13 protein-coding genes are annotated in these 13745 nt (G+C 60.3%); 8 read left to right on the top strand and 5 right to left on the bottom strand.

Annotated features, from left to right (window positions below; translation table 11 throughout):
• Positions 1–2: 2 nt before the first annotated feature.
• Complete coding sequence (gene hemF / locus AB3G35_RS03060) at positions 3–917, bottom strand: oxygen-dependent coproporphyrinogen oxidase (RefSeq protein ID WP_369782296.1); 915 nt, start codon at positions 915–917, stop codon at positions 3–5.
• A gap of 152 nt (positions 918–1069) precedes the next feature.
• Between hemF and AB3G35_RS03055 the strand changes: the two genes are divergently transcribed.
• Positions 1070–2047 (top strand): NADPH:quinone reductase, encoded by a 978-nt coding sequence (locus AB3G35_RS03055; protein WP_324708376.1) that lies wholly within the window; start codon positions 1070–1072, stop codon positions 2045–2047.
• A 102-nt stretch (positions 2048–2149) separates the two neighbouring features.
• On the opposite strand, the gene AB3G35_RS03050 is transcribed toward AB3G35_RS03055, so the two are convergent.
• A complete protein-coding gene (locus tag AB3G35_RS03050) occupies positions 2150–2707 on the bottom strand; it encodes an L-threonylcarbamoyladenylate synthase (protein ID WP_016782842.1) in 558 nt (185 codons plus the stop codon).
• Positions 2708–2742: 35 nt separating this feature from the next.
• Complete coding sequence (gene dprA, locus AB3G35_RS03045; protein ID WP_106116989.1) at positions 2743–3840, bottom strand: DNA-processing protein DprA; 1098 nt, start codon at positions 3838–3840, stop codon at positions 2743–2745.
• A gap of 380 nt (positions 3841–4220) precedes the next feature.
• Between dprA and def the strand changes: the two genes are divergently transcribed.
• From def to AB3G35_RS03020, 5 genes are all read left to right on the top strand, one after another.
• Positions 4221–4727: a peptide deformylase gene (gene def / locus AB3G35_RS03040; protein WP_016782844.1), complete on the top strand. Its 507-nt coding sequence runs from the start codon at positions 4221–4223 to the stop codon at positions 4725–4727.
• Between the two features lie 209 nt (positions 4728–4936).
• The gene (fmt, locus tag AB3G35_RS03035) at positions 4937–5887 is read left to right on the top strand and encodes a methionyl-tRNA formyltransferase (protein WP_016782845.1); all 951 of its coding nucleotides are present in this window, start codon (positions 4937–4939) and stop codon (positions 5885–5887) included.
• A complete protein-coding gene (rsmB, locus tag AB3G35_RS03030; RefSeq protein ID WP_086795568.1) occupies positions 5884–7194 on the top strand; it encodes a 16S rRNA (cytosine(967)-C(5))-methyltransferase RsmB in 1311 nt (436 codons plus the stop codon). The genes fmt and rsmB overlap by 4 nt, the downstream gene beginning before the upstream one ends.
• Before the next feature lie 10 nt (positions 7195–7204).
• Positions 7205–8590, top strand: coding sequence for a Trk system potassium transporter TrkA (gene trkA, locus AB3G35_RS03025; RefSeq protein ID WP_324187942.1), 1386 nt, complete (start codon positions 7205–7207; stop codon positions 8588–8590).
• A gap of 10 nt (positions 8591–8600) precedes the next feature.
• Positions 8601–8912, top strand: coding sequence for a hypothetical protein (locus tag AB3G35_RS03020; protein WP_016782849.1), 312 nt, complete (start codon positions 8601–8603; stop codon positions 8910–8912).
• Between the two features lie 118 nt (positions 8913–9030).
• On the opposite strand, the gene AB3G35_RS03015 is transcribed toward AB3G35_RS03020, so the two are convergent.
• Both AB3G35_RS03015 and AB3G35_RS03010 read right to left on the bottom strand, forming a co-directional pair.
• Positions 9031–9918, bottom strand: a complete 888-nt coding sequence (locus AB3G35_RS03015; RefSeq protein WP_016782851.1) for a lysophospholipid acyltransferase — start codon at positions 9916–9918, stop codon at positions 9031–9033.
• 183 nt (positions 9919–10101) lie between these two features.
• On the bottom strand, positions 10102–10659 hold the full coding sequence (locus AB3G35_RS03010) for a DNA-3-methyladenine glycosylase I (RefSeq protein ID WP_029611649.1): 558 nt from the start codon (positions 10657–10659) through the stop codon (positions 10102–10104).
• 81 nt (positions 10660–10740) lie between these two features.
• Here AB3G35_RS03010 and glyQ point away from each other — a divergent pair, with 81 nt between their 5' ends.
• A complete protein-coding gene (glyQ, locus tag AB3G35_RS03005) occupies positions 10741–11694 on the top strand; it encodes a glycine--tRNA ligase subunit alpha (protein WP_029611650.1) in 954 nt (317 codons plus the stop codon).
• Positions 11691–13745, top strand: coding sequence for a glycine--tRNA ligase subunit beta (glyS, locus tag AB3G35_RS03000; RefSeq protein ID WP_095041344.1), 2055 nt, complete (start codon positions 11691–11693; stop codon positions 13743–13745). The genes glyQ and glyS overlap by 4 nt, the downstream gene beginning before the upstream one ends.

Genomic DNA, 13745 nt, shown 5'->3' with positions numbered 1-13745 from the left:
TGTCAGGTGTTGGCCAACCAGTCGCGGTCTTGCAGGAAGTAATCCGTCAGACGCGCTTCCGGGCTACCCGGCTCGGCTTTCCAGTCGTAGGCCCAGCGCACTTGCGGTGGCAGGGACATGAGGATCGATTCGGTACGACCGCCCGATTGCAGGCCAAACAGGGTGCCACGGTCATAGACGAGGTTGAATTCGACGTAACGACCCCGGCGGAATTCCTGGAATTCTCGCTGCTGGGCGGTGTATTCGTCGTTTTTGCGGCGCTGAACAATCGGCAGGTAGGCGTCGATATAAGCATCGCCAATGGCGCGAATAAACGCAAAGCAGGTGTCGAAATCCCACTCGTTCAGGTCATCGAAAAACAGGCCGCCGATACCGCGCGGCTCGTTGCGATGCTTGATATGGAAGTAGGTGTCGCACCAGGCCTTGTAGCGCGGGTACACATCGGCACCGAATGGTGCGCAGGCCTGCTCGGCCACGCGGTGCCAGTGTATGCAGTCTTCTTCAACGCCGTAGTAAGGGGTGAGGTCAAAGCCGCCACCGAACCACCAGACCGGCTCTTCACCTTCTTTTTCGGCGATGAAAAAACGTACGTTGGCGTGGGACGTTGGTACATGGGGGTTGTGCGGGTGGATCACCAGCGACACGCCCAGCGCCTCAAAGCCACGGCCCGCCAATTCAGGACGGTGGGCGCTGGCGGACGGCGGCAAGCCGCTGCCAAATACGTGGGAAAAGTTAACGCCACCTTTCTCGATGACGTGGCCGTTTTCGATCACTCGTGTACGACCGCCACCGCCCGCCGGACGTTGCCAGGCGTCTTCAACGAATTGCGTGCCGCCGTCTTCCGCTTGCAGTGCGTTGCAAATGCGGTCTTGAAGGTCGAGCAGGTAGGCTTTTACAGCCTCGGTGCGAGTAGTCATGACATCACCTTAAATCGGGCAAAGCGACGCGGCGTGCGGGGCCGGCGGCAAAGGGCCGCTAGCATAACACCGCACCCAGCTTCGCCGCAGTTGACGAAGATCACGCTTAGGCGTTGGATGGTGGCTTCGTGAAATGAGCGAGGACAGTGCAGATGGCAAAGCGTATCCAGTTTCGGGCCCACGGCGGCCCGGAAGTACTTGAGTATGTCGACTACCAACCCGCCGAACCGGGCCCGCAGCAGGTGCGGGTGCACAACCAGGCCATCGGCCTGAATTTCATCGATACCTATTACCGCGGCGGCTTGTACCCGTTGCCTGAGCTGCCGTCCGGGCTGGGCAATGAAGGGGCGGGGGTTGTCGATGCCGTGGGCAGCGAGGTGCGCAATGTCAAGGTGGGCGACCGCGTGGCCTATGGCACCGGACCGCTGGGGGCGTACAGCCAGTTGCATGTATTGCCCGCAGCCAATGTGGTAAAGCTGCCCGAGGATATTTCCTTCGAGCAAGCCGCCGCCGTGATGCTCAAAGGTCTGACAACCCAGTACCTGCTGCGTCAGACTTATGAACTCAAAGGGGGTGAAACCATCCTATTCCACGCTGCGGCAGGGGGCGTCGGCTCGATTGCCTGTCAGTGGGCAAAAGCCTTGAATGTAAAGCTGATCGGCACGGTCAGCTCGGCCGAAAAAGCCGCACACGCCAAGGCCCTCGGCGCGTGGGAAACCATCGACTACAGCCACGAGGATGTAGCCAAGCGTGTACTGGAATTGACCGACGGCAAGAAGTGCCCGGTGGTTTACGACGGCGTAGGCAAGGACACCTGGCTAACGTCATTGGACTGCGTGGCGCCACGGGGGCTGATGGTCAGCTTTGGCAATGCCTCAGGCGCGGTAACAGGGGTCAATCTGGGGATTTTGTCGCAGAAGGGTTCGCTGTATGTGACCCGGCCGACACTGGCGTCCTACGCCAATAGCGCCGAAAACCTGCAAGCGATGGCCGATGAGCTGTTTGCGATGATCCGCAGCGGCGCCATCCAGGTTGATATCAGCCAGCGGTTTGCGTTGGCTGATGCGGCCAAGGCGCAGACAGAACTGTCGGCGCGCCGAACCACGGGATCGACGATTTTGTTGCCTTAAAACAAATGTCCCCCTGTGGGAGCGGGCTTGCTCGCGATGAGATCGCTGTGGTGTACCTGATACACCGCGGCGATCCCATCGCGAGCAAGCCCGCTCCCACCATTACGCCGGGCGTACCACTTTGCCGGTCGCCAGATCGCGGATCAGGCTCGGGTTTTTGCGCCCGCCCAGGTTACCGCCCAATACATGGTCGATTTGCCCGCGGAAATACTGCTCGACCTTCAATCGCGTACGCGCCGCCGGTAAGCCCGCCGGGTTGGCGGAGGTGGATACGATCGGCCCCACCAGCGCGCACAGCTCGCGTACCAGTGGGTGATCGCTTACCCGCAGCGCCACCGTGTCGTGTACCCCGGTGATCCACTCGGGCAGCAAGCCCTGATGCGGCACCAGCCAGGTGTTCGGCCCCGGCCAGGTGCTGGCCATGCGGTCAATCCACTCCTGGGGGAAGTCTTCAAACAGGAAGTCAAACTGGTGAATATTGTCCGCCACCACAATCAGGCCTTTATCCACAGGCCGCGATTTGATCGCCAGCAACCGCTCGACCGCGTCTTCATCCCACGGGTCGCAACCCAGCCCCCAGACCGCCTCGGTCGGGTAGGCAATCACCGCGCCTGCGCGAATGGCTCTTGCAGCTTGTTGGACGCGCCAGGTGCTGATCATTGAATGTCTCCAGATATATGCTGCGCGCAGTGTACTTAGCTGGCGCGAGCAAACCAACGCCCACCCTCGAGTACAACGTGCCCCGCCAGTTCAAGCTCGGTCAAAGTGGCCAGCAATCGGGGCAGATCCCAACCACTGGCGTTGACCAGCGCTTCGCTGGTGCAAGGCGCTGCCAGCAACAATTGCACTAATGGATGACAGCTTGGTGTAAGCGTTTGTGCTGTGGATATCGGCATCGAGCGCCAACCCCGCAAGCCTTCAAGGATGTGCTCGACGGTTTCGACAAGCGTAGCGCCATCACGGATCAGTTGATGACAGCCACGCGCCCCCGGGTGATGGATGGAACCGGGCATGGCGTAGACCTCACGCCCCTGCTCGGCAGCGAGCCGGGCAGTAATCAGCGATCCGCTGGACACGCTGGCCTCGACCACCAGCACGCCAAGGGACAAACCGCTGATGATGCGGTTACGCCGGGGGAAGTTGGCGGCTTGTGGCCCGGCGTCCAGGGGAAACTCCGAAACCACCGCGCCAGCGCCGTGAATCATGGCGTCTGCCAGGGCGCGATGGCGCTGTGGATAAAGTTTTTCCAGACCTGTGCCCAGCACCCCCACCGTCTGCCCACCAACGTCGAGGGCAGCCTGGTGCGCCGCGCCATCAATGCCCAGCGCCAGCCCGCTGGTAATCACAAAACCTGCGCCTGCCAGACTGCGGGAAAAGGCTGCGGCGGTGTCCAGCCCTGGCCTTGAGGCGCGTCGGCTACCGACCATCGCCAACTGCGGCTTTTCCAGGATCGAAGGCTCGCCCGCCACGAACAACAGCGGCGGGGCATCGCTCAATTCACTCAACAACGCCGGGTAAGCAGCCTGGTCATGCAGCAGCACATGGTGTCTGGAGCGCTCAAGCCAGCGCAATGCAGCGCTGGCACCCTCGCGAACTTCAGGGCTGCGCCGCGCCTGGGCGCAGGCCTCGGGCAGCCCCAGGGCGCGCCAGGCACTGGCAGGCGCGCTGAGAGCAGAGCTGGCCGAGCCAAAGGCGCTGAACAGGCTGTAGTAGCGCCGTGGCCCAACGTCGGGCAAGCGGTGCAAACGCAAGCGGGCCTCCAGCTCTGCTGGGGATATTTCTGACGGTGGCATAGGATCATCCTTGATCGATTATTCCATCTAGCTGTAAGGAACAAGCTGTGGATAAGTCTGTTGACAAGTTGTTTGGCAAATCATGAAAAGGGCTGGATTGAGCACCCCGGCAAAACTTGAAACGGCAGCTGCAAACCCAACATTAGTAGAACGTCACGCATAGGCCGGGCGCGTTGGTTTCAAATTAAGACATGCCGTGTGCAGCCCGGCAGCTAGTCGTTTCATCCGCGGGTGAATCCCTTTATTATGTGTACTCGCGTGAAACGCCTGAGCCCGAGCGGGCTCTCTCTGAAGGAGACGTTTTGCACAGGTTGCTCGAGTCCACCGGACCCACCTGACAACCGTTTTTGAATCTTTCACACAGTGCACCAATCAAACTTATGGCTATTTTGAACATCCTCGAATTCCCAGACTCGCGTCTGCGTACCATCGCCAAACCCGTGGCGGTTGTGGACGACGAAGTCCGTCAGTTGATCGATGACATGTTTGAAACCATGTACGAGGCGCCGGGCATCGGCCTGGCCGCCACACAGGTCAACGTACACAAACGCATCGTGGTCATGGATCTGAGCGAAGACCGCAGCGAACCGATGGTGTTTATCAACCCCGAGTTCGAGATCCTCTCCGACGAGATGGGCCAGTACCAGGAAGGCTGCCTGTCGGTCCCGGGTTACTACGAGAACGTTGATCGCCCGCAGCGCGTCAAGATCAAGGCGCTGGACCGTGACGGCAAGCCGTTCGAAATGATCGCCGAAGGCCTGTTGGCCGTGTGCATTCAGCATGAGTGCGACCACCTCAACGGCAAGCTGTTCGTCGATTACCTGTCTACGCTCAAGCGTGACCGGATCAAGAAGAAGCTGGAAAAACTGCACCGCCAGAACGCTTGATCGACATAGCGAGCGGCTAACACTTTCGAACATGCAGTGACCCGATGTGGGAGCGGGCTTGCTCGCGATCGGGCCAACGCGATCCTGTTGATACACCGGGTAACCCTCATCGCGAGCAAGCCCGCTCCCACATTAGAAATAAGCCAGCCTGTCCGTTCGCTGGCTCAATGCCGCCAGTTCCTGCGCCCCCCATTCCAAGTGAGTAACCCATGACTGAGCCATTGCGCATCGTCTTTGCCGGCACCCCAGAATTCGCCGCCGAACACCTCAAGGCACTGCTAGCCACGCCTTACGAGATCGTCGCGGTCTACACCCAACCGGACCGTCCGGCAGGGCGCGGGCAAAAGCTGATGCCAAGCCCGGTCAAGCAACTGGCGCTGGAACACAACATCCCGGTGATGCAACCACCCACCCTGCGCGCCCCCGAGGCCCAGGCCGAACTGGCCGCACTCAAGCCGGACTTGATGGTGGTGGTGGCCTACGGCCTGATCCTGCCGCAAGTGGTGCTGGATATTCCACGCCTGGGTTGCATCAACAGCCACGCGTCCTTGCTGCCACGCTGGCGCGGGGCGGCGCCGATCCAGCGCGCCATCGAAGCCGGTGACAGCGAAAGCGGTGTGACCGTAATGCGCATGGAGGCGGGCCTGGACACCGGCCCCATGTTGCTCAAGACCGTGACTGCAATCACCGCCGATGACACCGGTGGCAGCCTGCATGACCGCCTCGCCGAACTGGGCCCACCGGCCGTAATCCAGGCCATCGCCGGTCTGGCGGCTGGAACGCTTGAAGGTGAAGTGCAGGATGACAGCCTGGCGACTTACGCCCACAAGCTGAACAAGGACGAAGCGCGTATCGACTGGAGCCGCCCGGCGGTTGAGCTGGAGCGCCTGATTCGCGCCTTTAACCCGTGGCCGATCTGCCACAGCACCCTCAACGGCGAAGCCCTGAAAGTGCTGGCCGCAAGCATGGCTGACGCTCAAGGCCCTGCGGGACAGATCCTCGCCGCCAGCAAGGAAGGCTTGATCGTGGGTTGCGGTGAAGGCGCCTTGTGCCTGACTCGTCTGCAATTGCCCGGTGGCAAGGCGCTGAACTTCAGCGATTTTTTCAACAGCCGTCGTGAGAAGTTTGCCGTCGGTACAGTATTAGGTGCCGCACAATGAATCCTCGTCTGGCCGCCGCCAAAGCCCTGACTGCCGTGCTCAACGGCAAGGCATCGCTCAACAGTTCGTTGCCGCTGCAACTGGACAAGGTTGAGGCGCGTGACCGCGGCCTGACCCAGGACCTGGCCTTCGGCACAGCCCGCTGGCAACCACGCCTGTCGGCGCTGGCCAACAAGCTGCTGCAAAAACCCTTCAAGGCTGCGGACGCTGATGTTGAAGCACTGCTATTGGTGGGTTTGTACCAACTGCTCTACACCCGCATTCCGGCTCACGCGGCCATCGGCGAAACCGTAGGTTGCGCCGACAAACTGAAAAAACCCTGGGCCAAGGCCCTGCTCAACGCCGTGCTACGCAACGCCCAGCGCGAGAGCGAAGCCTTGCTGGCCGAGCTGGAGCATGACCCGGTCGTGCGCACTGCACACCCGCGCTGGCTGCAAAAATCCTTGAAGGCCTTTTGGCCACAGCAGTGGGAGGCCATTTGCGCAGCCAACAACGCTCACCCGCCGATGATATTGCGGGTCAACCGTCGCCATCACAGCCGCGATGCTTACCTGCAATTGTTGGTCGAAGCCGGGATCGAAGCCCAGCCGTGCACCTTTAGCCAGGATGGCATCGTGCTGGCTGAGGCTTGCGATGTGCGCAACCTGCCGGGCTTTGCCGAAGGCTGGATCAGCGTGCAGGACGAAGCCGCGCAACTGGCCGCCGACTTGCTGGACCTGGCGCCGGGCCAACGTGTGCTCGACGCCTGCTGTGCTCCCGGCGGCAAGACCTGCCACATCCTGGAAGTCGAGCCCAAACTGGCCGGCGTGGTAGCCGTGGACCTGGAAGCCAAGCGCCTGGTGCGTGTGCGTGAAAACCTCGAACGGCTGGGCCTGAGCGCCGAGCTGATCGCCGCTGACGGCCGCGACACCGCCACCTGGTGGGACGGCAAGCCGTTCCAGCGCATATTGCTGGATGCGCCTTGCTCGGCAACGGGCGTTATCCGTCGTCATCCGGACATTAAACTGACTCGCCAACCGGACGACATTGCCGCACTCGCCACCTTGCAGGGCGAATTGCTGGACGCGATGTGGCCAACCCTGGAAGTTGGTGGCATCTTGCTCTATGCCACCTGCTCGACGCTGCCAACCGAAAACACCGAAGTGATTGAAGCGTTCCTGGCCCGTACACCGGGTGCCCGGGAGCTGGATATCGCCGGGCAGTTCGGCATCAAGCAGCCTCACGGGCGCCAGCTGCTGGCGCAAGAGGGCGGGCACGATGGCTTTTATTACGCCAAATTGATCAAGATCGCAGCCGCTCGCGGCTAACGGATTAAGGATTGCAGGCATGAAAATCATCATCCTCGGCGCGGGTCAGGTCGGCGGTACGCTGGCCGAACATCTGGCCAGCGAAGCCAACGACATCACCGTGGTCGACACCGACGGTGAGCGCCTGCGCGACCTCGGTGATCGCCTCGATATCCGCACCGTGCAGGGCCGCGCCTCGCTGCCCAATGTACTGCGCCAGGCAGGTGCGGATGACGCTGACATGCTGGTGGCCGTGACCAACAGCGACGAGACCAATATGGTTGCCTGTCAGGTTGCCTACACGCTGTTTCACACCCCGACCAAAATCGCCCGGGTACGGGAAGCGGCTTATCTGACACGCGGCGAAGAACTGTTCGACAACGACGCCATCCCGGTCGACGTATTGATCAGCCCCGAGCAGGTGGTCACCAACTACATCAAGCGCCTGATCGAACACCCCGGCGCCTTGCAGGTGATCGACTTTGCCGAAGGCAAGGCGCAGCTGGTGGCGGTCAAGGCGTATTACGGTGGCCCGCTGATTGGCCAGCAATTGCGCCAGCTGCGCGAGCACATGCCGAATGTGGATACACGAGTGGCGGCGATTTTCCGACGTGATCGGCCGATTACCCCCCGTGGCGATACCATCATCGAGGCTGATGACGAAGTCTTTTTCATCGCCGCCAAGGCCAATATTCGCGCTGTCATGAGCGAAATGCGCCGTCTCGACGAAAGCTACAAACGCATTGTCATTGCCGGCGGCGGGCAGATCGGCGAGCGTCTGGCCGAGGCCATCGAAAGCCGTTATCAGGTCAAGATCATCGAGATGAGCCCGGCGCGTTGCCGCTATCTGTCCGACACCCTGGACAGCACGGTGGTGCTGCAAGGCAGCGCCTCGGACCGTGACCTGATGCTCGAAGAGAACATCGCCGACGCCGACGTGTTCCTGGCCCTGACCAACGATGACGAGGCCAATATCATGTCCTCGCTGCTGGCCAAACGCCTGGGCGCGAAGAAGGTGATGACCATCATCAACAACCCGGCCTACGTAGACCTGATCCAGGGTGGCGAAATCGATATCGCCATCAGCCCGCAGCTGGCCACCATCGGCACCTTGCTGGCCCACGTGCGCCGTGGCGATATCGTCAGCGTGCACTCACTGCGCCGCGGTGCGGCAGAAGCCATCGAGGCGATTGCCCACGGTGATTCGAAGTCGAGCAAGGTCATCGGGCGCAGCATCGGCGAAATCAACTTGCCGCCGGGCACCACGATTGGCGCGATCATTCGTGATGAAGAAGTGCTGATTGCCCACGACTCAACTGTGATCAATGCGGGCGACCACGTCATACTTTTCCTTGTGGATAAAAAGCATATTCGCGACGTAGAGAAGCTGTTCCATGTGGGATTGAGTTTTTTCTAAGGAGTCAGGGATGCTGGAATCACTGGAAAAAATGCTCGCCAAGGGTGTGGATAACTCATTGCTGCGCTTCGGCCTGGGCAAGGGTTATCTCGACCTTGGGGATAACCTCAAGGCGGCGGAACACCTGCAGCGTTGCGTGGGCTTTGATCCCAAGTATTCGGCGGCCTGGAAGCTGCTGGGCAAGGCGCAACTGGCGGCGGGGGATCGAGTGGCAGCGCGGGCGGCGTGGGAGCAGGGGATAGCTGCAGCGCAGGCCCATGGTGACAAACAGGCCGAAAAAGAAATGACCGTGTTTTTGAAAAAGCTGGATAAAACCTCGTAAGACTCCCCCTGTGGGAGCGGGCTTGCTCGCGATGGGATCGCTGCGGTGCAACTGGAGTACCGCATCGCGGGCAAGCCCGCTCCCACAACAAGCCCGCCCCCACAATGGGAATATGGCCTCAGTACCAGCGCGCCTCACCCGGCGGACGCTTCTTGAAGCGCTTCATGCTCCACATGTACTGGCTCGGATACGCCCGCACATATTTCTCGACCACCTTGCTCATGGCCGCGCACGAAGTGGCCGTGTCAGTGCTGTACATCTCTTCGGGTGCCGCTTCCAGAATCACTTTGAATCCCGACCCGTCCGGCAGGCGCAGTGCGTGCAGGAACACCCCCACCGCCTTGCCGCCCGCCAGCATATTGGGCACAAACTTGCTGGTCAGGGCCATCGTGCCGAGAAATGGCACAAAAATACCGGCCGACTCAGCGGGCTCCGGATCTGCCGGAATGCCCACCTGGCCACCTTTGCGCACTTCCTTGATGACACTCAGAATGCCTTCTTTGGTCGACGCAGCCACACGGTTGCCCAGTTGCACACGTTGCTTTTGCAACAGCTCATCAACCGCCTTGAGCTTGGGCGGACGATAGAAAATGATCGGTTTGCACTGGCTGCAATAAAAGTGGTTAAGCACCTCCCAATTGCCCAGGTGGCTGGTGATGCCGACCACGCCCTTGCCTGAAGCCAAAGCGTCCTTGAGCACGTCCAGGCCTTCAACTTCACGCACCAGGTCAATGGAACGCTGAGCTGGCCAGATCCACGCACAAGCGCTCTCGGTCAGGCTTTTGCCGATGTCCTTGAGGCTTTGGCCCACCAGTTGCTCACGGGCAACCGGGTCCATTTCGGGGAAGCACTTGGCCAGGTTGATACGCACCACATCGCGCGAGCGATTAGGCAGTTTCCACATCAACCAGCCGATGGCCGAGCCCACGCGCTGCACCGCGCCCCACGGGAGCATGGCAAACAACCGCAAAGCCCCGACCAGCAAGGCGCCTTTAAACTTTTCCACAGGATAATCTCTCGAAAGCACTCGTAGCAGCTGCCGAAGGCTGCGTCCGATTGCGAAGCAATCGTCAATGCTGAGTGCTTGATTTTACTGACACATCGCAGGGCCTGACTTCACGACGGCTACGCCGCCGGACGCAGCCTTCGGCAGCTGCTACGGGTTATGCGTGTGGCGAAAAAAGACATTCTAACCGCCGTTTGCCAATTCGGCGTAACGGTCACAGGTGGTGGCATGGTCCATGACCATGCCGCTGGCCTGCATAAAGGCGTAACAAATGGTCGGACCGACGAACGTAAAGCCCGCTTTTTTCAGGCCCTTGCTCATGGCTTCGGCCTCTGGCGTTACCGCCGGGAATTCATGGCGCTCGGTAAAGTGATTGATCTTCGGCTTGCCGCCCACAAACGACCATAAAAACTCCACCGGGTTGTCCAGCGCCAGCCAGGCCTGGGCATTGCGCCGTGCTCCGGCCACCTTGAGACGGTTGCGGATAATCCCCGGGTCTTGCAGCAATGCCTCGATTTCAGCGTCCGTCATGGCCGCCAGGCGCTGCACATCAAAGCCGAACATGACCTTGCGATAGTGCTCGCGCTTCTTTAAAACCGTGATCCACGACAAACCCGCCTGGAACCCTTCGAGCAATAACAACTCGAACAGCCCATGCGCATCGCGCAGCGGCACGCCCCACTCTTGATCGTGATAAGCGACATACAGCGGATCTTCTGAACACCAGAAGCAACGTGGCATATAGGCTCCGAGAGGTAGAGGGGCGACCGAATCGGGTATACTCCCGCTCTTTAAATCGCAGCCCAAGAAACAGGTGAATTTGTGAGCCAGCCTACGCCAGCAGTGCGTACCTTCCAAGACTTGATCCTCGCCCTCCAGCAATACTGGGCCGAGCAAGGTTGTGTGGTGCTTCAGCCCTACGATATGGAAGTGGGCGCCGGCACATTCCATACCGCCACGTTTTTGCGCTCTCTGGGCCCGGAAACCTGGAACGCCGCTTATGTGCAGCCCAGTCGTCGCCCGACTGACGGCCGCTACGGCGAAAACCCCAACCGTTTGCAGCACTACTACCAGTTCCAGGTGGTATTGAAGCCAAACCCGCCAAACTTCCAGGAACTGTACCTGGGCTCGCTGAAACACATCGGCCTGGACCCATTGGTCCACGATATCCGTTTCGTCGAAGACAACTGGGAATCGCCAACACTGGGCGCCTGGGGTCTGGGCTGGGAAATCTGGCTCAACGGCATGGAAGTCACCCAGTTCACCTACTTCCAGCAAGTAGGCGGCATTGAGTGCTACCCGGTTACCGGCGAAATCACCTACGGCCTTGAGCGTCTGGCGATGTACCTGCAGGGCGTGGACTCCGTCTACGACCTGGTATGGACTGACGGCCCGTTCGGCAAAGTGACCTACGGCGACGTGTTCCACCAGAACGAAGTCGAGCAGTCGACCTACAACTTCGAACACGCCAACGTCGACAAACTGTTCGAATTGTTCGATTTCTACGAAAGCGAAGCCAAGCGTCTGATCGAACTGGACCAGCCGCTGCCGTTGCCAAGCTACGAAATGGTGCTCAAGGCATCCCACACCTTCAACCTGCTGGATGCCCGTCGCGCGATTTCCGTGACGGCGCGCCAACAGTACATTCTGCGTGTGCGTACCCTGGCCCGTGCCGTGGCTCAGGCCTATCTCGAAGCTCGCGCCAAGCTGGGCTTCCCGATGGCTCCACCTGATTTGCGTGATGAAGTGTTGGCCAAGTTGGAGGCAGTACAATGAGTGCTCAAGATTTTCTGGTTGAACTGGGCACTGAAGAACTGCCGCCAAAAGCCCTCAATACCCTGGCCGATGCATTCCTCGCCGGGATTGAAAAAGGCCTGCAAACAGCCGGTCTGAAATTCAGCGCGAAAAAAGTCTACGCCGCACCGCGTCGTCTGGCCGTGCTGCTGACCCAGCTGGAAACCCAACAGCCGGACCGCAGCATCAATATCGACGGCCCGCCACGCCAGGCCGCTTTCGATGCCGAAGGCAACCCGACCCAGGCAGCCCTTGGCTTTGCCAAAAAATGCGGCGTTGAGCTGAGCGAAATCGACCAGAGCGGCCCGAAACTGCGTTTCAGCCAGGTGATCGTCGGCAAGCCGACCGCCAGCTTGCTGCCAACCATCGTCGAAGATTCGCTCAACGACCTGCCGATCCCCAAGCGCATGCGCTGGGGTGCACGCAAGGTCGAGTTCGTGCGTCCAACCCAATGGCTGGTCATGCTGCTGGGCGATGAAGTGATTGATTGCACGATCCTGGCGCAAAAAGCCGGTCGCGAATCCCGCGGTCACCGCTTCCACCACCCGGAAAACGTGCGCATCAGCGCACCCGCCAACTACCTCGAAGACCTGCGCAAAGCCTATGTGCTGGCAGACTTCAACGAGCGTCGTGAGCTGATTTCCAAGCGTGTAGCCGAGCTGGCGACCATGCAGGAAGGCACTGCCATCGTGCCACCAAGCCTGCTCGACGAAGTGACTGCGCTGGTTGAATGGCCGGTGCCGCTGGTGTGCTCGTTCGAAGAGCGCTTCCTCGATGTACCGCAAGAAGCCCTGATCACCACCATGCAGGACAACCAGAAGTATTTCTGCCTGCTGGACGTTGATGGCAAGTTGCTGCCGCGCTTTATCACCGTGGCCAACATCGAGAGCAAAGACCCGCAGCAGATCATCTCGGGTAACGAGAAAGTGGTTCGCCCGCGCCTGACCGATGCTGAGTTCTTCTTCAAGCAAGACAAAAAACAGACGCTGGAAAGCTTCAACCTGCGCCTGCAAAACGTGGTGTTCCAGGCTCAACTGGGCAGCGTTTACGACAAGGCCGAGCGCGTTTCGAAACTGGCAGCCTTCATTGCCCCGCGCATTGGCGGCGACGCACCGCGTGCAGCCCGTGCCGGCTTGCTGTCCAAGTGCGACCTGGCGACCGAAATGGTCGGCGAGTTCCCGGAGATGCAAGGCATTGCCGGTTACTACTACGCGCTGAACGACGGCGAGCCTGAAGACGTTGCACTGGCATTGAACGAGCAGTACATGCCGCGTGGCGCTGGCGCCGAGTTGCCAAGCACCTTGACCGGTGCTGCGGTGGCCATCGCCGACAAGCTCGACACCCTGGTGGGCATTTTCGGCATTGGCATGTTGCCTACAGGCAGCAAAGACCCGTACGCACTGCGTCGTGCAGCGCTGGGTATCCTGCGCATCCTGATCGACAAGAAACTCGACCTCGACCTGACGGAAGCAGTGAAATTCGCTGTCAGCGCTTTCGGCGCCAAGATCAAGTCGGCCGGTCTGGCGGATCAGGTACTGGAATTCATCTTCGACCGCCTGCGTGCGCGTTATGAGGATGAAGGCGTGGACGTGGCCACCTACCTCTCGGTGCGTGCCCTCAACCCGACGTCGGCACTGGACTTCGATCAGCGCGTGCAAGCGGTACAGGCGTTCCGTCAATTGCCGGAGGCCGCTGCACTGGCTGCCGTGAACAAGCGTGTATCGAACCTGCTGAGCAAGGTTGAAGGCACGGTTTCGACTCACGTTGAAGCCCGTTATTTCGACAATGCCTGTGAGTTCTCGCTGTTCTCGGCCATCCAGAAGGCCGACGAAGCCGTACAGCCAATGGCTGCTGCCCGTCAGTACAACGAAGCACTGACCCGTCTGGCCTCGCTGCGCGAGCCGGTGGATGCGTTCTTCGAAGCCGTGATGATCAACGCAGAAGACCCGAGCGTGCGGGCTAACCGCTACGCATTGCTGGCCCGTCTGCGTGGCCTGTTCCTGGGCGTTGCCGATATTTCACTGCTGAGCTGA

The organism is Pseudomonas sp. WC2401, assembly GCF_041200115.1.
Taxonomy (GTDB): Bacteria; Pseudomonadota; Gammaproteobacteria; order Pseudomonadales; family Pseudomonadaceae; genus Aquipseudomonas; species Aquipseudomonas fragi.
The sequence above is the reverse complement of the archived record's forward strand: the minus strand, read 5'-3'. Positions and strand labels throughout refer to the sequence as shown.